Raw genomic sequence first — 20,635 nt, forward strand, 5'->3', positions numbered from 1 at the left:
GGAAAAGGCCCGAAACGTCCTGGGTTTCTCGCCGCGCACGGCCAGCGCCACGATCGTCGACTGCGCGGCAAGCCTGATCCGGGCCGGCAGCAACAGCAATGGCGCGTAACTAGAGCGGCAACTCCGTCGAAAGCTTCACCTTCTGCATCGGCACATCCGTCTTGACGCTCTGTACCCCCTTGATCCGGGTCAGGTGCTCGATCTGAAAGCGCCGGTAATCATCGAGATCGCGGGCGACGATGCGCAGCAGGAAGTCGCACTCCCCGGCCATCAGGTGACATTCGACGATCTCCGGCAGCCGCTTCACCGCCTCGTTGAAATCGTCGACCGACTTGGCGTCCTGCCCCTTCAGCCATACCCGGGCAAAGACCGTGAGGCCCATGCCCACCTTGGAAGCGTCGAGCAGCGCGACGTAACGGCTGATCACCCCGGCGTCTTCCAGGAGCTTGACGCGCCTGAGGCAGGGCGAAGGCGAAAGCCCCACTTCCTTGGCAAGCTCCACGTTCTGCAGGCGGCCGTTTCGTTGCAGGGCGGCAAGAATGCGCCGATCGATTGCATCCAATTCGATTGGCATCGCGCGCCTCTTATCTTTCTATTTTGACATTCTGATGCCAAATTTTCGCAACTTGGAAGCATAAAAGCAACCCAATTGCGCGGCCGCTTGACTAGTCTCCGCCGGCATAAGGAGACACCATGAGCAGCATAGAATTGGATAGCCTCGGCGAGGTCGCAAAGCCGGTCGGGGTCAGCGAGTTTCTCCGGGGGCTGACCGCAGCCGTACCGGTCCAGATCGGTTTTGTTCCCTTCGCGCTGGTGCTCGGGGCACAGGCTCAGCAGAAGGGCCTCAGCCACGCGGAGGTTCCGCTGATGACCGGCCTCAATTTCGGCGGCGGCTCGGAATTCGCGGCCATCGATCTCTGGACCTCGCCGCCACATATCGCGCTGATCGTCGCCATCACCTTTCTGATCAACAGCCGGCACCTGCTGATGGGCGCGGCGCTCGCGCCCTTTCTCGGCGCCTTGCCGAAGCGGAAGGTTCTGCCGGCGCTGTTCTTCATGTGCGATGAAAGCTGGGCCATGACCCTTGCCGACGCCCGCGCCCGGTCCTGCTTCAGCATGCCCTATTTCCTCGGCGCGGGTATTGCGCTCTGGGCCTGCTGGATGACCTTCACCGCCGTCGGCGCGGCGATCGGCCCGATGATCGGTAATGTCGAGGCCTATGGCTTCGACATGGCCTTTCCTTCCGTCTTCCTCGTGCTGCTGAAGGGCATGTGGACCGGGCTTCGCGCAGCCCGCCCCTGGCTCGTCAGTCTCGTGACCGCGGCCCTCGTCTACCTGCTTGTCCCCGGCGCCTGGTATGTGGCCGCCGGTGCGCTCTCCGGCCTCGTCTCCAGCTATCTCCTTGCGAAGCAGCCATGATCGACACAGTCACCCTCCTCACCATCCTGCTGATGGCATCCGTCACCTACACGACCCGCGCGCTCGGCTATCTGGCGTTCCGCGGCCGCACGCTCGGCTATCGTGCAACCGCCGTGATGGAGGCGGCCCCGGGCTGCGTGCTGATTTCCGTCATCGCCCCGGACTTCGTCTCCGACAAGCCCGCCAGCCTGATCGCGCTGGTCATCACACTTGTCGCCGCCACCCGGTTCTCGCTGCTCCCAACCGTGCTGATCGGCATCGCTTCGGCCGGCTTCCTCCGCCATTTTCTCGGCTGAGCGACAGGCAAATCCGTGAAACCACTTGTTAAATCCCCCCGGCTAACATGAGCGGGCCGTGAAGCCGGGGTTTTTTGCGTTGCTGAACAATGATCTCCATTCTTCCATCCGCGCAGGAGAGCAGGATCGCCGTGACGGGCTGAAACCTGGAAACCGCTTTCTGGGGCGCGTCGTTGCCTGCAACGGCGCCCGTGCCACGATTGCCGCCGTCTCCGAAGGCGGCGAGACGTCCCTGGCCGAACTCTGGTCCGTCGGAAGGCTCATCTCCATCTCCGTCGGTAGAAACCGCGTCGTGGCGCTGGTCTATTCCATGCAGACCGCCTCCGCCGAATGGGGCGAAGACAGCGACAACACCTTCCGCATCGAAGTCGAGCTGATGGGTGAGGTCCACATCGGGCCGGACGGCCGCGAAGAGTTTTCCGCCGGCATCAGCCAATATCCCTTTCTCGGCGCCATCGCGCACCGCATTCGCGGGTCCGACCTGGCGCGGATCTACGACAACGGTCGCAACGACAGCTGCATCATCGGCAAGCTCACCCAGGACGAGAGCCTCGACGCGACGATCCACGTGCCCTCGATGCTGGCCAAGCATTTCGCCATCGTCGGCACGACCGGCGTCGGCAAGTCGACCGCGGTCACGCTCTTGCTCAACAAGGCGATCGCTTCCGATCCGAAGCTGCGCGTGCTGATCCTCGATCCGCACAACGAATTCGCCGCCGCCTTCCCGGAGCTCGCGGTTGTCATCGATACCGATACGCTCGACCTGCCTTTCTGGTTCTTCCGCCTCGAGGAATTCGCCGAGGTGATCTTCCGCGGCCGCCCGGCGCCGCCGGACGAACTCGACATGCTGCGCGACATCATCCCCGAAGCGAAGAAAGCTTTCCGGGGTGGGGAATCGGGGCTCATGCGGCGCCAGACCGAGAAGAGCTCGATTACCGCGGATACGCCGGTACCCTACCGCATCGCCGACCTGCTGGCGCTGATCGACGAACGCATCGGCCGGCTGGAGGGGCGCAACGACAAGCCGCATTTGCGCTCGCTGAAGGTCAAGATCGTCTCCGCGATCAACGACCCGCGCTACCATTTCATGTTCTCCTCGAACACGATCACCGACACGATCCAGGATACGATCGCCAAGATCTTCCGCATTCCCGGCGACGGCAAGCCGATCGCCACCTTCGAGCTTGCCGGCATCCCTTCGGAAGTCGTCAATTCCGTTGCTTCGGTGCTCTGCCGCATGGCTTTCGAAATCGGCCTGTGGAGCAATGGCGGCATCCATATGCTGGTCGTTTGCGAAGAGGCGCACCGCTACGTGCCGGCCGATCCCTCGCTCGGCTTCCTGCCGACCCGCCAGGCTATCGCCCGCATCGCCAAGGAAGGCCGCAAATACGGCGTGTCGCTCGGCGTCATCACCCAGCGCCCCGGCGAACTCGACCCGACGATCCTGTCGCAGTGCTCGACGGTCTTTGCCATGCGCCTTGCCAACGACCGCGACCAGGAGATCATCCGTTCGGCCATTCCGAACTCGTCGACCTCCACCACCAGCTTCATCTCCTCGATCGGCAACGGCGAAGCGATCGCCTTCGGTGAAGCCGTCGCCGTGCCGATGCGCATGCGCTTTTCCCGCATCTCCGAAGAGCGCCTTCCGCGCGCCCACGGCATCATCGATCGCGTCGACGAGGACGCGCCACCGATCGTCGACCTGCGCTCGATCGTCAGCCGCATGCGCTCGATCAGCGGCCCCGACATTTCCGGTTTCCAGCAAAGCTACATGGCGGCGCAATCCGGCAGCGAGGCGCGCCTCTGGGACGCCGAACTCGGCGCTTCTGCGGAAGACGCCGCGCCCGATCCGGCCCCCCACGACGCGCCGCCCGAGATCGAACCCTATCGCCCGGACATGCTGCCGCGTGCGGCTCCAGCCGTTAATCCGGAACTGGAGCGCTTCAACCTGATCCGCCAGCAGCTTCTGAACGAGAAGCCCGCCGCCGAGCAGCCGGCGCCCCGCTTCGGAGCGTCGCCAACCGGACACGGTTCGTCGGCCACCGGCAGCGATCGGCCACGCGAAGGTTCGCTCCGCGAAAGCCTGCTGAAGCGTCCGCTCGGCAGCATCATCCGCAAGACCTAGCGCGAACGCCTGGCCGTTCTGGCGCGATACCTGGCAATTGAGCCGCCATTCAACGACGCGCGTCCGGTCAGACGCGCAAGCGTCGCTGTGGTACTTTGAAAGCCCGCAAGTTTTGTCCTTCGACCGGCTACGATTGAAGGCAACATGCAGTAGAATTCAGGTTTTGATTGACTCGTGATCCGAGTGCTCGCCCAAAGGGGGGGGCCCGCGCGGAGGAAGATCTTGCCTGAGAATGACTATGATGCGTTTGCGGCCTCCTATGATGCCGACAACGAGAACAACGCCTGGAACGCCTATTACGAGCGGCCGGCGGCCCTTGCCCTCGTCGGCGATGTCGCCGGGCTTCGGGTGCTGGACGCCGGCTGTGGTGGCGGCGCCCATGCTGCAGCACTGCTCGCGCGCGGCGCGACGCTGACGGGCATCGACAGAAGCGCCGGCCTCCTGGAGATCGCCAGCCGCCGCCTCGAAGGACGCGCACGCCTGCTGGTCGCTGACCTGAACGACCCTCTGCCCTTCGAAGACGGCGCCTTCGACGTCGTGCTTGCGTCCCTCGTCATGCACTATCTGCACGACTGGTCGCCCGCTCTCCTCGAGTTCAGGCGGGTGCTGTCGCCGAGCGGGCGCCTGGTGCTTTCGACGCATCACCCGTTCATGGATCACCAGCTCTCCGGCCACGACAACTATTTCGAGACCTACAGTTTCGACGACACCTGGGAACGCGGTGGCCGGACGATCGAGATGCGATTCTGGCACCGGCCGCTCCACGCCATGGTCGAGGCGCTCACCTCTGCAGGGTTTCGCATCGAGACGATAAGCGAACCCCAGCCCGACCCGCGCGCCCGCACCCTCTTCCCCGAGGCGTATGAGAGCCTGACGACCAGGCCGCGCTTCCTCTTCTTTTCGGCGGCGAAGGCTTGAGCCCAGCTCCTGGATTGCGGCTTGACAGGAATGGCGGGAAGACTGTCCTCGGCGCGTCCCGACAACAGCCGTCGGTCCTCAGGACCGATCCCTGGGGAACTTTTGCGCTGGACGCATCGTTGCTGAGGATGGCTCTACGGGCATCCCTTGTCTTGTTTGAATAGCGCACGCATCGATCGGAGGCTGGCATGGTCACAAGCATAACCCCTTTCTTGATGTTTCAGGATGGCATGGCCGAAGCCGCCATGGCCTTCTACGTCTCGCTGTTCCCGAACGCCGAGGTGCTGGAGATCGAGCACTATGGCCCGGGCGAGCAGGGAGCTGAAGGCAGCATCAAGGTGGCGCTCTTCCGGCTCGGCGCGCAGCGGGTCAAGTGCATCGACAGCCCGGTCAAGCACGCCTTCGAATTCACCCCGTCCTTCTCATTCTTCGTCGAATGCCAGAGCGAGGACGAGATCATCACGCTCGCGACCATGCTGGCCGAGGGCGGCGCCATACTGATGCCGCTCGACAATTACGGCTTCAGCCAGCGCTTCACCTGGATCAACGATCGTTTCGGCGTGTCCTGGCAACTGAACCTCGCCGACTGATCGACCGAAACACTTGGAGCGGGATGCGGGCGGAAAGCCGCGCACACTTTTCCTCGTCCCGCTCAGAGCACTTCGTCGGCGCTCTCGATGCGCCGCCAGCTCTCGTCGAGCTGGTTGCGGAACCAGGTCATCTGGCGCTTGGCATATTGCCGCGTGGCTGCGGCACCCATCTCGATCACATCGGCCTCGTCGAGCTCGCCCTTCAGAAGTGCCGCGATCTGGCTGACGCCGATCGCCTTCATCACGGGCATTTCCGGCGGCAGGTCGAGCGCAAGCAGTGCCCGCACCTCGTCGATCGCGCCGCCGGCCAGCATCAATGCGAAGCGGCGATTGATGCGGTCGTGCAGAAGCTTGCGTTCCGGCAGCACCACGTATTTTGCCGCCCGGTCCGGATCGACGATGACGGGGCCGTTCTGCTTCTGGAAGAACCGGATCGGCTTGCCGGTCGCTTCCACCACTTCGAGCGCCCGGACGATCCGCTGGCCGTCACCGACGTTCAGCGTCGCCGCCGTTTCCGGATCCCTGACCTCCAGGTCGCGGTGAAGTGCCTCCGGCCCTTCCGCCTTCAGCCGTTCGCGCAGCCGCTCGCGGATCGCGGCCGGGATTTCGGGCATATCGGAGAGGCCGCCGGTCAGCGCCTTGAAATAGAGCCCGGTCCCGCCGACGAAGACCGGCAGCCGGCCTTCCTGGCGCAGCCTTTCGACCAGCGCCTGCGCCTCGCGTGCCCAAGCGCCGGTGGAATAGGCTGATGCCGCCGGCACATGGCCGTAGAGACAGTGCTCTATGCCGCCCATGTCGGCCTCGTCCGGCCGCGCCGTCAGCAGCCGCAGCGTATCATAGACCTGCATGCTGTCGGCATTGACGACCACGCCGCCATGCCGGCGCGCCAGTTCGACAGCAAGCGCAGACTTGCCGCTGGCGGTCGGCCCGGTTATCAGGATCGCGTCGCTCTCGGTTTCAAGGTTATTGTCCATGGCTCTCGTTGCCACGCTTATCGCCAATCCGTCAAATCCTGTTCTGACGCCAGCACTGGCGGAAGCCGCCGCCGATGCCGTCAAGGCATCCGGCCTCTACTGGCTGGCCGATGGCGTCGCCTGCGATATCGCGCTTACCGATGGCACCGACACGGGCGCCGCGGAAGCCCTGCTGCGCGGTGTGATCGGCAGCGCCCCGGTCGATGTCGCCGTGCAGGACGCCGAGAGCCGTCGCAAGAAGCTTTTGATCGCCGACATGGATTCGACCATGATCGGCCAGGAATGCATCGACGAACTCGCCGCCGAAGTCGGCCTCAAGGACAAGGTGGCTGCGATCACCGCCCGCGCCATGAACGGCGAGATCGCCTTCGAGCCGGCGCTGATCGAGCGCGTCTCGCTCTTGAAGGGCCTGCCGCTCAGCGTCGTCGACGAGGTGATTGCCAGGCGCATCACGCTGACGCCGGGTGGAAAACAACTGATCGCGACGATGAAGAGCAAGGGCCACTATACCGCGCTCGTCTCCGGCGGCTTCACCGTCTTTACCGGACCGATCGCCGAAATGCTCGGCTTCGATGAGAACCGCGCCAACACGCTGATCGCCGAAGCGGGCGTGCTCACCGGCGAGGTCGCCAATCCGATCCTCGGCAAGCAGGCCAAGGTCGATGCTCTCATCGATATTGCCGACCGCCTCGGCATCTCGACAGACGATGCCCTTGCCGTCGGCGACGGCGCCAACGATCTCGGCATGATCCAGCTTGCCGGCACGGGCGTTGCGCTGCACGCCAAGCCCGTGGTCGCCGAGCAGGCGAAGGTGCGCATCGACCACGGCGACTTGACCGCTCTTCTCTATCTGCAGGGCTATCGCAAGACGGACTTCGTCGGATGATCATCTCCGAGACCGAGCGGCTGCGAATCCGGACCTGGAAGGAAAGCGATCGCGATCTCTTCTTCGCGATCAACAGCGACCCCAGGGTCATGGAGTTCTTTCCCTTCCGCCGCAGCCGTGCGGAAGCCGACGCATTGTTCGACCGCGTCGGCCGCGGCATCGCCGAGACCGGCTTCGGCTTCTTCGCCGTGGCCTTGAAGGCCGAAGACCGGCCGATCGGCTTCTGCGGTCTGGCGCTGACGGATCTGGAACCGCACCTGCCCAACGGAACGGTCGAGATCGGCTGGCGACTGGCGACGCCCTATTGGGGCAAGGGCTATGTCACGGAAGCCGCATCCGCCCTGCTGCGCTACGGCTTCGAGGAAAAGGGGCTCGACGAAGTTGTCTCCTTCGCCGTCGCCGCCAACACCCGCTCGACGGCGGTGATGCAACGGATCGGCATGCACCGCGACGCCAGCCGTGATTTCGACCACCCCCGCGTCTCGGCCGACTACCCGACGCTGGTGCGGCATGTGCTCTACGCGATCAGCGCCGCCGATTGGCGGGCGAAGGCCGAGAAATAGTCGGCCATAGCCCCTCACCGTCCTGCCGGACATCTCTCCCCACAAGCGGCACGAGAGACGCCAGTCGCAACGTGGTGCCCTATTCAACGTTGATAAGCGCCGTGCACTCACGCCATGGGTCCTTCTCCCCTCCTGCGGGGAGAAGGTGCCGGCAGGCGGATGAGGGGCGAACCCTCGCCGCGGGATAAGGGACAGCCCCGTTGCCGGGCATCGCCACGTCAGAACGCGCCTCCAATTGTCATGCAACGATCCGGCAGGCTCCGCGCCCTCGGCACGTGGTGGCGTGCTGGCTCCTAGGCGCTCTCTCCCCGGAGGGGAGAGACGTCCGGCAGGACAGCGAAGGAAAAACCACAACGCCTCCACCGCAGCTCACCTTTCCTGCCCCGCCCCCGGGTAGCTCCGCTCGAGCCAGTCAACAAATGCCTTCGCCGCATCCGAAAGCGCATCGAAGCGCCGCGCCACGATGAAGAACGCGCCATAGGGCACGGAAATTTCGAAGGGCTGGATCAGCCGCCCGGCATCGATGTCATCGCGTGCATGGTCGCGGTCGATCAGGCCAATGCCGCTGCCCCTGAGCGTCGCCTGCAGCACCATCGAGCCATCGGCGAAGATGGCACCACGATCCAGCTGCACAGGCGCGGTACCGGCGGCCGCAAACCACTGCGCCCAGAGCTGTCGGTTATCCTCATGCAAGAGCGCGTGCTGCAGCAGGTCCTCGGGTCGATCGAGCGTCCGCCCGGCACTGGCGAGCGCCGGCGCCATCACCGGCACCATCTCGACCTTGGCGAGCAGGCGCGTCTCCACCCGCGGCCATGAGCGGGCGGCCAGGCTGTGGCGGATGGCGATATCGGCGTCACCGCTGCGAAACTCGGCCAGCCGAGGGTCCGCGTCGATCACCAGATCGATATCCGGATGCTGCTCCTGAAAGTCCTGCAGATGCGGCACCAGCCAACACCCGGCAAGGGACGGTTCGGCGCTGACCTTCAGCGTCTGCGACAGCCGCCGCCCGGAGAGCGCGTCGAGGCTCTCGCCCACCATATCGAAGGCCGCCGTCAACGTGCCGAGCAGCGCACGGCCGTCCGTCGTCAGCCGAACGCTGCGGTGGCGCCGCTCGAACAGCGGCCGGCCGATCAGCTCCTCGAGTTCGCGCACCTGCCGGCTGATCGCGGCCTGCGAGACGAAAAGCTCGGCAGCAGCCAGCGTGAAGCTCTCCAGCCGCCCGGCCGCCTCGAAACTCCGCAACGCCGTCAGAGGCAACCGTCCGCGCTTCATGCATAACCTCAAGTTATCCGAAGGCGACAGTAAACTCGTTTGAGGGCCGCGGGCAAGTGCGGTGAAATACTGAGGCATTCCGCCCTCGCATGAACCCAACGGTGGCGGAGAAGGTGCTTTAAAATCACACCGCCAGAGCGTCCCGCGTGCGTTCGTCCGAGCGCATGACGCTCGCCCCACGAACGGAGGTCTGGCCATGCTTGCTATCATCGAGATCCTGCTCGAAGCCCTGCGGCTGATGACCTTCCAGCCGGCACGAAAGTCCCGTTCATCCGCCCCCACAGCAGTCGGCGACGACCGCTGAGAACTACCACGCTTTGCTCGCCACGCGGTGCCCGTAGCCGCCCCTCGCCCTCGCCCTCACCCCGCAAGTGGGGAGAGGAAACGCGCTCCGCCGCAGGCGCTCGGCTGGCGGCACAGCCCGAGAAGTCACAGAGGGGCATATGGAGGCGCCGGGATGGGATCGCCGCAATGTTGCGAGCGGACGCGACATGCCCCTTCTCCCCGCCTGCGGGCAGAAGGTCGCGGCAGCGGGATGAGGGGCAGGCGCTTGCCTGCTCACGTTGGCAACAGACTATCAGCCGAGCGCACGCTTGAATCAAAACCTCAAGAAGCGGATTCAGCCTGCCAGCCCACTGCCCGACACCCTTGAAAAGACTCGCTCAATTGCCTTCGGCTGAAACAACGTCGCGGCATCGATCCGATGCCGCGACCGCAAAACCCGCAAAGGCGCAACGCGCCCTACTCTACCCGCACCGTGACGAAGCGCAGTTCGCCAGTCTTGTTGGAGAGCATCAGGAGCGCGTTGTGCCGACCGTCCGACTTCAGCTCCTCGACACGATCGGCAACGTCACCGGGCGTGTCCATCGCCTCCTGGCCGACTTCGACGATCACGTCGCCCGGCTCGACACGGCGTTCCGCAGCGGCAGAATTCGGCGAGACCTCGGTGATCACAACGCCGTCCACGTCGTCGGCAATGCCGTACTTCTTGCGCGTCTCTTCGTTGAGCGTCGCAAGCTTCATGCCGAGCACGACATCGGTCGCGGGCAGCGGCGCGGCTTCGGGCTTGTCCGGCTTCTGCGTCTCGTCATTGGATGTCGCCGCCGGTGCGCTGGCGACATCGGCGCCATCTTCGAGGCGGCCGAGCGTCACCTTGACCGTCTGCTCCTTGCCATCGCGGACCACCACCACGTCGACCGCCTTGCCGACGGGGCTTTCGGCAACGGCGCGCGGCAGGTCACGCATCTCGGTGACGTCGCGGCCGTCGAACTTGACGATGACGTCACCCGCCCTGATCTCGCCGTTCGCGATCGGTCCGCCCTCGATGATGCCGGAGACGAGCGCACCGTGCGGCGTCGCCATCTTCAGGCTTTCGGCGATATCGTCGGTCACCGGCTGGATACGCACGCCAAGCCAGCCGCGCCGGGTCTCGCCGAAATCCTTGAGCTGCAGCACGACATTGGCGGCAAGCTCCGTCGGAACCGAGAAGCCGATGCCGATCGAGCCGCCGGAGGGCGAGATGATCGCCGTATTGATGCCGATCACTTCACCGGCCATGTTGAAGAGCGGTCCGCCGGAATTGCCGCGGTTGATCGCCGCGTCGGTCTGGATGAAATTGTCATAGGGGCCGGCATTGATGTTGCGGCCACGTGCCGAAATGATGCCGACGGAAACCGAGCCGCCGAGGCCGAAGGGATTGCCGATCGCCATCACCCAGTCGCCGATGCGCATCTTGCGGGAATCGCCGAAAGGCACGGCTTTCAGCGGCGCCTTCGGCTCCACCTTCAGGACCGCGAGATCGGTCTTGGTGTCCTTGCCGACAAGCTTGGCCTTCAGCTTGCTGCCATTGGCGAAGTTGATCTCGATGTCGTCGGCGCCTTCGATCACGTGGTTGTTGGTGACGATGAAGCCTGAGGGGTCGATGACGAACCCGGAGCCGAGCGAATCGACCGTGCGTTGGCGGCTGCCGCCCTGGCCACCCTGCCCTTTGAAGAATTCGTCGAAATAGGGCTGGTAGGGCGAGCCCTCCGGCACCTGCGGCGCCGGCGCATTGTCGTCGTTCTTGACCTTCTGCGAGGTCGCGATGTTGACAACGGCGTCCAACAGTCCGGCCGCGAGATCGGCAACGGAAGCAGGGCCGTTGGTCGGCGGGCGGATGGCCGTGTTCTGGGCGAGCGCGGTGGAGCTAAAGGCCAGCGCGCTTGCGAGCGCCAGAACGCCCAAGGCGGTGCCAAGCGAGTGCGCTCGGGATTTCGTTCGCGTGGACAAGTCGCTTAAGCTCCTCTGGCTTTTCGATGGTCGGCCACTTCCTTAGGCCTCCCACCTCTCCTGCCTATGCGCCGAGGCGTCATAGTACTTTGATTCTTCGCATAATTTCGCGTCGACCGGAACCGGCAACAGCGCTTATGCAGTCAGAACCGTCACCGCAATCCGCAAACCGCGTGGCTTGCGATTTTCACCTGAAGATAAGGCGGAATTCGGAAGCGTCCACACACGATTTCCTGATCCCCGCGCAGATGACTGCTGGAGGTCAAGAGGTCCCGGCTGCGCGTTCTTGGAAGGAGGCGCGACGTGTCAGGTCGTCAGGTCGTGCCCGTGGTCTTTCAGAGCCTGCACCGCCTTGTCGAGATCGGAACCGGCGACGAAGATATAGTCGGTGCTGAAGGTCGAATTGGCGAAGACGCCCACGCCGGCGGCCGAAAGCGGCCGGAGCACGGACGAGAGCACGCCCGGCACGTCAAAGGCAAAGTGCTGCTCGACGCGGAAGCAGCGCCAGCCGAGCGAGCTCTGGACGCTGGAAGGCACGCGGGCGGCTCGGCAGACCAGCGTCATCTCCTCGCGGGAGCTCGACACGGTCCAGAAGCCTGGCCCCGGCAACCATTCCGGTATGCTGGAACCGATATTGAGGCGGGTGATGGCGTATTCGGCATCGACCAGCCGGATCAGCAGTTTATGTGGCATTTCGCATTATCCTCGAAGCAACCATACAAGTCCGACCCCGGCAGCCACGGAAACGAGCCCCGCCAGTCGAAGCTGATGTTCGGGGACATACGGCAAACGCTTCGCCATTTCCACCAAAACCAAAGGGGCCAGTGCGTACACCAGCCCCTCGATGATCAGGAAGAAAGCGATTCCCGTCAGGAAATCCGACATCGCTCGCCTAGTTCCCGGTGGTTGGCTGCGGCGCCGGACCAGCCGGTGCAGTACCTTCGGAATCGTTGAAGTAACGGAAGAATTCCGAATGGGGCGAAAGCACCAGCGTCGTATCCGGGCTCGCGATCGACTGGGTATAAGCCGTCATCGAGCGGTAGAATTCGAAGAACTTCGGATCGCGCGCAAAAGCGTCGGCAAAGGTCTTCGTCCGTTCGGCTTCGCCCTCACCGCGCAGAATTTCCGAATCGCGCTGGGCGTCGGCGACGATCTCGACGACCTGACGGTCGGCGATAGCGCGACGGCGCTGGCCCTCTTCGTTACCGCGAGCGCGGATCAGTTCGGCTTCTGCCAGACGCTCGGCCTTCATGCGGTCGTAGGTCTGCTGCGAGACTTCCTGCGTCAGGTCGGTGCGGCGGATGCGAACATCCTCGATGTTGAGGCCGAGCGACTCGGCATCGCCTTTGAGGTCGGCGCGAACTTCACGCATCATCGATGCGCGCTCGTCCGAAAGCGCTGCCTCGAAACCACGCAGACCGTAGACGCGACGCAGCGAAGCGTCGAGACGGGTCCTCAGACGCGACTCCGCAGCATCGCGATCGCCCGATACGGTTTCACGGAAGCGGCGAGGATCGGCGATCTTGTAGACGACGAAGGCATCGACTTCATAGAACTTGCCGCCCGAAACCTGGACGCGGATGTTGTCGAGATCGAAGCGCAGCGCCTGGTCTTCGACATACTGGACACGGTCGGCGTCCATGAAGGCGAAGGGCAGCTTGAAGTAGAGACCCGGCTGGCTCTTGACGTCCTTGATCTGACCGAAGCGCACGACGATCGCCTGCTGGCGTTCGTTGACGACGAAGACCGAGGAATAGATGCCGACGAAGACGACGGCGAGCAGGATCAGGATGACGGAGGTACGATTGTTGATCACTGGCCTGCTCCCGATGCTGCTGCTGCTCCCGACTGGAGAGGCCTGCCGATTTCATTCAGCGGCAGATAGGGCAGAACGCCCTGCCCGTTCTTCTCGTCGAGGATCACCTTCTTCGACTTGCCGAGAACGCCCTGCATCGTTTCGAGATAGAGGCGCTTGCGGGTCACTTCCGGCGCCTTGGAATATTCGTCGTAAACCGAGATGAAGCGCTGCGCTTCGCCCTGTGCTTCCTTGACGACACGGTCCTTGTAGGCGGCCGCTTCTTCGCGGATCTGCGCACCCTGACCGCGTGCCTTGCCCAGTACCTGGTTGGCATACTGGTTGGCTTCTTCGACGAAGCGGTCTTCGTCCTGCTCGGCACGCTGCACTTCGTCGAACGCATCGGCCACTTCGCGCGGCGGTGCTGCGTCTTCGATCGCGACCGTGTTGACGGAAACGCCGGCACCGTAAGTGTCCATCGTCGCCTGGATCGTGCTCTTCACGTCGGCAGCGATCGCCTGACGATTGTCACGGAAGATGTCCTGTGCCGGACGGCGACCAACCACTTCGCGCATGGCGCTTTCAGAAACCTGCTGCAGCGTGTCGGAAGGGTTCTCGACATTGAACAGGTAGGCCTTGGGATCGGTGACCGAGTAGAGCACCGAAAACTGCACGTTGACGATGTTCTGGTCGCCGGTCAGCATCAGGCCGGAATTCGCCTGGCCGCTCGAGCGCCCACCGATATTCTGCTGCTGCTCCGTGATCTTGACGAATTCGACGGTCTCGAACGGCCAGAAATGATAATGCAGGCCGGGCATCGAGATCTCGTCCTTCGGCTTGCCGAAGCGCATCTCGACGCCACGCTCGTCCGGCTGGACGGTGTAGATCGAGTTGATCAGGATGAAGCCGACGATCAGCAGACCGACAATGGCGAAAACGCCGCCGTTGAAACCGCCGGGAACGACGTTCTTAAGCTGGTCCTGGCCACGGCGAATGATCTCTTCCAGATCCGGCGGGCCGCCCTTGCCGCCACGCGGCCGGTTTGGCCCCTGGCCCCAGGGCCCCCCCTGATTGCCGCCGCCACCGCCGCCCCATGGGCCGCCGCCGCCATTCTGATTGCTCCAGGGCATCAAAACCTCTCTATTGAAACTTCCCACGCCAAACAGCCGCGCCACCGCACGGTCGTTTATGATGTGAAACCGTTATAGGTATCACCTGCACCGCTTTCAACGCGGTAGGCCCGAGTTCACCGTAAATGGTTCAAAATAGTTGACGATCCGGCGCGTCAGGCTGTCGCACGCCGCCGCCAGGTGACGAAATGCATGGCGTGGCTGTCTTTTTCGCCCTGCGGCAGATCCTCTTCGAACACCTTCTGGAAGACTTGCGGGTCGATATCGGGGAAGCGCGTGTCACCATCGACCTCGGCCTGGACCTCGGTCACGTGCAGAATGTCGGCCAGCGCAATCGACTGGCGGTAGATCTCGCCGCCGCCAATGACGCAGATCTCATCCACGCCCGTCGCCTCAGCCTCGCGGCGGGCAAATGCGATCGCCGCATCGAGCGACGGCACGACCTCAGCGCCCTCAGCGGCAAATTCCGCATTGCGAGTGACGACGATATTGGCGCGACCGGGCAGCGGACGGCCGAGCGAGGCCCAGGTCTTGCGCCCCATGATCACCGGCTTGCCGATCGTCAGCGCCTTGAAACGCTTGAGATCGGTCGAAAGGCGCCACGGCAGATCGCCGTCACGGCCGATGACGCCGTTGGCGGCGACTGCGACGACAATCGATATCTTCGGATGGGTGCTCTTCGTCTCGGTCATGGAAGCCTTTTCAGTCGTGGAAACCTTGCGGTTTGCTGTCGATTTCCCTTGCCCGATCATGGGCCGGCCGGTCCGTTACCACGCGGATGTAGCGATCGATCACCGAGCTCTCCGGCAGGATCTTGCGCATCCATTGCAGCGCGCTGGCAAGCAGCAGGTCGGCCGCGCAGATCGTCTCGCCGAGCAGATAGGTCTGGCGGGTGAGCACGTTGATCACATGCGCGCACATTTCGCTATAAAGCTGCGCCTGCGCCGGATTGTTGATGGTGGCACCGGAGATATGGGCGAACGCCGTCGGCTCGATCACCCCTGCATAATAGGCAAGCCAGGAAAGATAGGCGCCGCGTTCCTTGTGGCCCGGAGGGCGGCCGAGGCTGCAATCGGGATGGAGATCGGTGAGATACTGCACGACCGCCACCGTTTCCCAGATCACCGCGCCATTGTGCAGCAGCGCCGGCACCTGTTTGTGCGGATGCGGGTTGTCATCGTCGGGGGCGCCTGAGCCGTCCCGACGGCGGATCGAGACATAACGGATCTCGTATTCGGCGCCCAGCTCCTCAAGCAGCCAGACGATGCGAGACGACCGCGACAAGGGCGCATGGATCAATGTGAGCATCATACCTCCCTGGAGGACAAACCCTCCCCGGTCCCTGCCCGTTGCAACCCTGGCAGTCAGCCTTGCGGCAGCACCAGCAGAACCTCGGCGACGGCATCTTCCGGCAGACGATACCCGCCTCGTCCGGTGCCTAGACGGCGATCGGCGCCTTGATGGTTGAATCAGCTTCGTAGCCAACGAGCGTAAAGTCTTCGAAGCGGAAAGAAAACAGGTCCTTCACGTCAGGATTGATTTCCATTCGCGGCAGCCCCTTCGGCGTGCGGGTCAGCTGCAACCGGGCCTGGTCGAAATGATTGTGATAGATATGCGCGTCGCCGAGCGTGTGCACGAAATCACCGAGCTTGAGGCCGGCCACCTGCGCCACCATCATCGTCAAAAGCGCGTAGGACGCGATGTTGAATGGCACGCCGAGAAAGATATCGGCGGAGCGCTGGTAAAGCTGGCAGGAGAGCTTGCCGTCCGCCACGTAGAACTGAAACAGGCAGTGGCATGGCGGCAGCGCCATCTCGTCCACCAGCGCCGGGTTCCAGGCCGAAACGATGTGACGGCGCGAATTCGGGTTGGTCTTGAGGCTTTCGACGAGGCCGGCGATCTGGTCGATATGGCGTCCGTCCGGCGCCGGCCAGGAGCGCCACTGATAGCCGTAGACCGGGCCGAGGTCACCATTCTCGTCGGCCCACTCGTCCCAGATGGTGACGCCGTTTTCCTTGAGGTAGCGGATATTGGTATCGCCCTTCATGAACCACAGCAGCTCATGGATGATCGAGCGCAGGTGCAGCTTCTTCGTCGTCAGCACCGGGAAGCCCTCGAAGAGATCGAAGCGCATCTGGTGGCCGAAGACCGAGCGCGTGCCCGTTCCCGTCCGGTCGCCCCGGTCGGTTCCGTTGGTCATCACATGGTCGAGAAGGTCGAGATATTGCTGCATGGTCTGGCGCCGCCGATTCGTAATGACCCAAATTTAGGACGAAGCCGGCGGCGAACCAATGACCTCCGGGTGATTATCCCGGATAAATCGGCGCAGCTACAGCGCCTGCAGCTTCCCGAGGTTCTTGGCCACCAAGTAATAGAAGGTGACGCGCGACTTGGAGCGATCGGCCGACATCGCCTTGACGGTCGCTGCGATCGCCGTATCCGCATCGGCGCCGCTGATGCCCAGCTTCTTTTCGCACCATTTTTCCTTGACCCGGTCGAGCTCCTTCGGATCCGTCGCCGAAACGAGCGAAGAGTCCCGGTTGCGAAGGGCAATGCCAAGGTGACGCACGATCTTGTTCACGATCGCTTCGTCGGCGCCGCTGTCGTATTTCTGCACATCTGCGAGGTAGTCCGTCATGAGGCCTCCAGCTTGCTTTGCTTTTCGAAATTGCGGCCGCAGGTGGCGGCCGCGTGGCAGCAGCGGGAGTTTTTCATGGATGTCGGGCAAGTCAAGGCAGTTCGACACCCGCACGGTGCGGGACAAAGTCATATATCCGCCACATCCCCCTTTTCTTGGCGACCGGAAAGACCTATATGAACCGTGCCGTCTTCGGGCGGCTATGGCAATAAACGGGCGATGAAATAAACCCATTGGACCCGGGGGCGGTACCCGGCGCCTCCACCAAAAGCCGATCATTGACCGATCGGCTTTTGATGGGGGCGAAATAGGATCGACAAGGGCGTAAAGATCGACTTTTTGCTCGGCATTGTACCACCGTTATCGGGCTAAACTTATAGTTGCAAACGACAACTATGCTGAAGCACGTCTCGCTGCCTAACGGCGGTGCGACACTTCAAATCAAGTCCTTCCGGGTAGCACCGTAAGGCGGGGTCCGAAGGCACCTGGCAACAGAAGCCTTCACCTTCTCCCCCGCCTCGAAATGGTCTATAGATGCTCAAATAATTGACTCGTCCCCTGTGGACGGGCAATGAAAAGTCGACGGCAGGGTAGCCGGCAGCAAAGCAGTAAGATTGAGTTCGAGGAAAGACGGGACACTCATGGGCCAGGACCACATCCGCTACGACATTCTGGCACAGGACGCGCTCCGCAGCGTCATCCGGAAGGTCCTGACCGAGGTCGCGACGACCGGCCACCTGCCCGGCGAGCACCACTTCTTCATCACTTTCCTGACCGGCGCGCCGGGCGTACGTATCTCGCAGCACCTGAAAGCCAAGTATCCCGAGCAGATGACCATCGTCGTCCAGCACCAGTTCTGGGAACTGAAGGTGACTGACGTCGGCTTCGAGATCGGCCTGTCCTTCTCCGACACGCCGGAACGCCTGGTCATCCCGTTCAACGCCATCCGCGGTTTCTACGATCCCTCGGTGAATTTCGAGCTGGAATTCGATGTCGCCGCCGGCGAGGAAGAGGAAGTGGAATCGGCCGAAATCACCGCTTATCCGGCTCCGGAAGAAAACGGCGAAGCCTCGGCCAAGGACGACAAGCCCACCGAACCGAAGAACGGTGGCGGCTCCGTCGTTTCGCTCGATTCCTTCCGCAAGAAGAACTGATCACCACCGGCTGCATGCCTCCTCTCGTCGCAGCCGACGGGGGAGCGGGATCATGCGGCCACGCGCAGTGCTACAGCGACCGAGTGCGTTGAAGACGCGTAAGCGCTGAAGGAGCATCGGATCATGACCGGCGACGTCGTCAATCTGCGCCAGTTCCGCAAGCGCCGCGAGCGCACGGACAAGGAAAAGCAGGCCGAACAGAACCGCATCTCCTTCGGCCGCACCAAGGCTGAAAAGTCCCTGACGAAGGCGCTGAACGACAAGGCGGAGGACCGCCTCGACCAGGGCCGCCTCGAACGGCCCGCCAAGGACGAAGGCGGCGACAGCAAGGACTGAGCCGCCCTCCCCGTACAAAATCGATTCCGGAGCAAGGACTTGCGACCGCTTTCCGAATCGAATTGCCAGGAAGTTGAAGCGATCTCGCAGCGCCGCTGCGCGCGATTTTCTGCCGGCATCCCGCTCCAGATTATTACAATCGATCGCACTTTATGGGGCGCCCCGTCCCAAAGTCATTTTGATCCAGAGACCGGACAATGATCCGTAAGCATTCCGCAACGCTCCACGGCCACCGCACCAGCTTCTCGCTCGAGGACGCATTCTGGCAGGAACTGAAGGCAATCGCCGAGATGAGGGCGATGCCGCTTGCGCAGCTTATCGCCGAAATCGACGACCAACGCACACCCGACAGCAATCTCTCCTCGGCGCTGCGTGTCTACGTGCTCGAGTGGCTGAAATCGCCCCCGGCGTCTCCCGGCGAGGCGTGACGCCGCCGCCGTACGGCAAGAGGTCCCGACATAAGGAAAGCCCGGCCGCAGGGCAGCCGGGCTTTCACGCGCAACGCAAAGCATTCGTTGATGCCTGGCGACACAACACCCTCAGAGCGTCGCCCCGCGCTGCCCCCAGCCGCCTGATTGTTTTTTGTTATCTGACCAGACGGATTGCACCCGGATTGTTGATGGTGTTGTTCGCAAGCGCTGCCTTGCAATCCAGCTTGAAGCTGCTGTTGCCGATCATGGTGATCTCCTGCGCGACGATGCGCACGCATTCGCCGCCGGTGGTACCACTGCCGGCATACTGGATCTCACGCGATGCCGGCATGTAGATGATGCCCGCAAGCGACGAGGCGCTGTTGCCGTTGATCGTCGCCGTCGCCGTATTGTTCCTGGCGGCAACGATCGAGAAGCCTGCCCAGTCCCCAGTCTGGGATGGCGTGATCTTGAAGGTCGAGCCGCCGTGAATGTCGAGCTGGGCACCGTTCATCAGGAAGAATGTAACGCCCTCACCCGTCAGCACCGACTGACTGGCGAGTTTCAGGGTACCGCCATCGATGATGTAGGAACCCGGCCGCAGCAGAACCTTGCCCTTGATCTCCAAGCCGCCGTAGGTGCCGGGCTTCAGCTCGACAGTGTAGTTGGCGGGTGCGTTGTTCGGCGTTTTGCTCGTGCCGTTGCAATTGCCGTTGCCGCCACCGCCGGCGACGAAATTCTGCCCGCACCCCGCAAGGTTCACCCAGCTCCCCGTCGTCGGCATTTTCTTGGACGAGAACGGGTCCGGGATCGGCGGAACGTCTTCCACCGCCTTGTCGCAGGCGAGCTGGAGATGGGCAAGCGTCGCCGACACCTTGCCGGTCGCATACAGACACTCGGCCTTCAAGGTCGCAGATCCGCTGAGATAGATCGACTGTGCATCGTTCGAGTCCGACGTGATCGTACAGCCGGACGTATCGACGGTGGCGCTGCCGCTCACTTCGAACGCCCGGCTTGCGGTCGGATGAAGCGCCAGAATGCACGCTTCCCGCCCCGGCATGCGCGCAGCGACGCTGACGCGATCGATCGTATAGGGCTGAAGACCGAAGAAGAGCGGCGCGTATTTGAGCTGATAGGTCGCCGTTGCGGTGCTCTCCATGCCGAGTGCCCCGAAAGCGACCTTGATTGCCTGGGTCGCCACCGGCGCCGAGCTCCCCGACCCGAGCTCTTCGACGGTGTCCGGCACCCCGAAATTGGCGAAGAAGGTGTTGTTCGCGAGGTCCTTCGCCGCGGCCGCATCCCCGCCTTCGCCATAGGACTTGACCGCGGAAAATGCAGCAGCATCGAGTGCATCCTGCATCTTGGCGGACTCGAGATTGATCCGGGCGAGATTGATGGCGATGGAAGCTCCCGTAAGCAACGGCACCATCACCAGAGCTGTCAGGACGGCAAAATTGCCGGTTTCATCCTTAAGGATGCGGATGAGATTGTTCTTCAGATTGCTGCGCATCTTGCTTCGTTGCCCCTCAACAGATCACGACGACTTCGGAGCCACACGGCTCCAAAGCAAAAGGCGTCATCGATTCCAATGAGTTGGAGCGAAATGCGACCAGCTGGCCGCGTCCCTCCCTGCGCTCCAAAACAGATTGCTAATTTAGTGATCAATCGTGGAGAAATGACTTCAGAAATTGCTAAACTTTTTCTGAACCCGCGCTGCGAGAGCGTTAATCCCCAGCGAAATCCGGCACTATTGCCGATACCCCAAAATTGGCGCACTTCCAGTCATGTGGGGGCCCGCTACTTACGCGGATTGTGCAGGCGCGGCTGTTGTACGGACTCAACGCGCGGAAGGCGGTTGCGG

Annotated in this window: 23 protein-coding genes and 1 other RNA gene; 11 read left to right on the forward strand and 13 right to left on the reverse strand. The window is 63.0% G+C overall.

Translation table 11 applies throughout. The features are described from left to right. Positions 1 to 109: 109 nt before the first annotated feature. Positions 110 to 574 carry an Lrp/AsnC family transcriptional regulator gene (locus LAC81_RS11475; RefSeq protein WP_113536076.1) on the reverse strand — a complete coding sequence of 155 codons (465 nt, stop codon included), beginning with the start codon at positions 572 to 574 and terminating at the stop codon, positions 110 to 112. 119 nt (positions 575 to 693) lie between these two features. On the opposite strand from LAC81_RS11475, the gene LAC81_RS11480 reads away from it, so the two are divergent. The 5 genes from LAC81_RS11480 (at position 694) to LAC81_RS11500 (ending at position 5,348) form a co-directional block, all read left to right on the forward strand. Further along, positions 694 to 1,419, forward strand: a complete 726-nt coding sequence (locus tag LAC81_RS11480; RefSeq protein WP_223724890.1) for an AzlC family ABC transporter permease — start codon at positions 694 to 696, stop codon at positions 1,417 to 1,419. Next, on the forward strand, positions 1,416 to 1,715 hold the full coding sequence (locus tag LAC81_RS11485) for an AzlD family protein (protein WP_113536078.1): 300 nt from the start codon (positions 1,416 to 1,418) through the stop codon (positions 1,713 to 1,715). The genes LAC81_RS11480 and LAC81_RS11485 overlap by 4 nt, the downstream gene beginning before the upstream one ends. Positions 1,716 to 1,794: 79 nt before the next feature. Continuing rightward, positions 1,795 to 3,840, forward strand: a complete 2,046-nt coding sequence (locus tag LAC81_RS11490) for an ATP-binding protein (protein ID WP_223727810.1) — start codon at positions 1,795 to 1,797, stop codon at positions 3,838 to 3,840. 222 nt (positions 3,841 to 4,062) lie between these two features. Further along, entirely contained in the window at positions 4,063 to 4,758 is a 696-nt protein-coding gene (locus LAC81_RS11495) for a class I SAM-dependent methyltransferase (protein ID WP_223724891.1), read from the forward strand. A gap of 188 nt (positions 4,759 to 4,946) precedes the next feature. Continuing rightward, on the forward strand, positions 4,947 to 5,348 hold the full coding sequence (locus tag LAC81_RS11500; protein WP_223724892.1) for a VOC family protein: 402 nt from the start codon (positions 4,947 to 4,949) through the stop codon (positions 5,346 to 5,348). 62 nt (positions 5,349 to 5,410) lie between these two features. On the opposite strand, the gene miaA is transcribed toward LAC81_RS11500, so the two are convergent. After that, positions 5,411 to 6,322 (reverse strand): tRNA (adenosine(37)-N6)-dimethylallyltransferase MiaA, encoded by a 912-nt coding sequence (gene miaA / locus LAC81_RS11505; protein ID WP_223724893.1) that lies wholly within the window; start codon positions 6,320 to 6,322, stop codon positions 5,411 to 5,413. Between miaA and serB the strand changes: the two genes are divergently transcribed. Together serB and LAC81_RS11515 are read left to right on the forward strand one after the other, a co-directional pair. Then, entirely contained in the window at positions 6,321 to 7,208 is an 888-nt protein-coding gene (gene serB / locus LAC81_RS11510) for a phosphoserine phosphatase SerB (protein WP_223724894.1), read from the forward strand. The genes miaA and serB overlap by 2 nt on opposite strands. Beyond that, complete coding sequence (locus LAC81_RS11515; protein ID WP_223724895.1) at positions 7,205 to 7,771, forward strand: GNAT family N-acetyltransferase; 567 nt, start codon at positions 7,205 to 7,207, stop codon at positions 7,769 to 7,771. Before serB ends, LAC81_RS11515 begins: the two co-directional genes overlap by 4 nt. Before the next feature lie 369 nt (positions 7,772 to 8,140). Here the strand turns inward: LAC81_RS11515 and LAC81_RS11520 are convergent, their stop codons facing one another. The 10 genes from LAC81_RS11520 to LAC81_RS11565 all read right to left on the reverse strand — a co-directional run bounded on the left by LAC81_RS11520 (position 8,141) and on the right by LAC81_RS11565 (position 16,874). Then, positions 8,141 to 9,043 (reverse strand): LysR substrate-binding domain-containing protein, encoded by a 903-nt coding sequence (locus LAC81_RS11520; RefSeq protein ID WP_223724896.1) that lies wholly within the window; start codon positions 9,041 to 9,043, stop codon positions 8,141 to 8,143. A 741-nt stretch (positions 9,044 to 9,784) separates the two neighbouring features. Continuing rightward, complete coding sequence (locus LAC81_RS11525) at positions 9,785 to 11,311, reverse strand: DegQ family serine endoprotease (protein WP_419195766.1); 1,527 nt, start codon at positions 11,309 to 11,311, stop codon at positions 9,785 to 9,787. Positions 11,312 to 11,617: 306 nt separating this feature from the next. After that, entirely contained in the window at positions 11,618 to 12,004 is a 387-nt protein-coding gene (locus LAC81_RS11530) for an ACT domain-containing protein (protein WP_223724897.1), read from the reverse strand. A gap of 6 nt (positions 12,005 to 12,010) precedes the next feature. Next, positions 12,011 to 12,196, reverse strand: coding sequence for a DUF2065 domain-containing protein (locus LAC81_RS11535; RefSeq protein WP_113536087.1), 186 nt, complete (start codon positions 12,194 to 12,196; stop codon positions 12,011 to 12,013). A 7-nt stretch (positions 12,197 to 12,203) separates the two neighbouring features. Continuing rightward, positions 12,204 to 13,127, reverse strand: a complete 924-nt coding sequence (gene hflC, locus LAC81_RS11540; RefSeq protein WP_223724898.1) for a protease modulator HflC — start codon at positions 13,125 to 13,127, stop codon at positions 12,204 to 12,206. Then, complete coding sequence (gene hflK, locus LAC81_RS11545) at positions 13,124 to 14,236, reverse strand: FtsH protease activity modulator HflK (RefSeq protein WP_223724899.1); 1,113 nt, start codon at positions 14,234 to 14,236, stop codon at positions 13,124 to 13,126. Before hflK ends, hflC begins: the two co-directional genes overlap by 4 nt. Positions 14,237 to 14,391: 155 nt before the next feature. Continuing rightward, positions 14,392 to 14,928, reverse strand: coding sequence for a dihydrofolate reductase (locus tag LAC81_RS11550; protein ID WP_223724900.1), 537 nt, complete (start codon positions 14,926 to 14,928; stop codon positions 14,392 to 14,394). Between the two features lie 10 nt (positions 14,929 to 14,938). After that, the gene (locus LAC81_RS11555) at positions 14,939 to 15,544 is read right to left on the reverse strand and encodes a glutathione S-transferase family protein (protein WP_223724901.1); all 606 of its coding nucleotides are present in this window, start codon (positions 15,542 to 15,544) and stop codon (positions 14,939 to 14,941) included. 130 nt (positions 15,545 to 15,674) lie between these two features. Then, complete coding sequence (locus tag LAC81_RS11560) at positions 15,675 to 16,469, reverse strand: thymidylate synthase (protein ID WP_223724902.1); 795 nt, start codon at positions 16,467 to 16,469, stop codon at positions 15,675 to 15,677. 96 nt (positions 16,470 to 16,565) lie between these two features. Then, complete coding sequence (locus LAC81_RS11565) at positions 16,566 to 16,874, reverse strand: DUF2853 family protein (RefSeq protein WP_223724903.1); 309 nt, start codon at positions 16,872 to 16,874, stop codon at positions 16,566 to 16,568. Between the two features lie 146 nt (positions 16,875 to 17,020). Between LAC81_RS11565 and ssrA the strand changes: the two genes are divergently transcribed. From ssrA to LAC81_RS11585, 4 genes are all read left to right on the forward strand, one after another. After that, positions 17,021 to 17,380, forward strand: a transfer-messenger RNA (tmRNA) gene (gene ssrA / locus LAC81_RS11570). A gap of 135 nt (positions 17,381 to 17,515) precedes the next feature. After that, positions 17,516 to 18,028 (forward strand): SspB family protein, encoded by a 513-nt coding sequence (locus tag LAC81_RS11575; protein WP_223724904.1) that lies wholly within the window; start codon positions 17,516 to 17,518, stop codon positions 18,026 to 18,028. Positions 18,029 to 18,151: 123 nt separating this feature from the next. After that, on the forward strand, positions 18,152 to 18,364 hold the full coding sequence (locus LAC81_RS11580; RefSeq protein ID WP_223724905.1) for a DUF4169 family protein: 213 nt from the start codon (positions 18,152 to 18,154) through the stop codon (positions 18,362 to 18,364). 197 nt (positions 18,365 to 18,561) lie between these two features. Next, the gene (locus tag LAC81_RS11585) at positions 18,562 to 18,792 is read left to right on the forward strand and encodes a ribbon-helix-helix domain-containing protein (protein ID WP_223724906.1); all 231 of its coding nucleotides are present in this window, start codon (positions 18,562 to 18,564) and stop codon (positions 18,790 to 18,792) included. Between the two features lie 157 nt (positions 18,793 to 18,949). Here the strand turns inward: LAC81_RS11585 and LAC81_RS11590 are convergent, their stop codons facing one another. After that, entirely contained in the window at positions 18,950 to 20,284 is a 1,335-nt protein-coding gene (locus tag LAC81_RS11590; protein WP_223724907.1) for a TadE/TadG family type IV pilus assembly protein, read from the reverse strand. Positions 20,285 to 20,635 lie beyond the last annotated feature (351 nt).

Source organism: Ensifer adhaerens (assembly GCF_020035535.1).
Taxonomy (GTDB): Bacteria; Pseudomonadota; Alphaproteobacteria; order Rhizobiales; family Rhizobiaceae; genus Ensifer.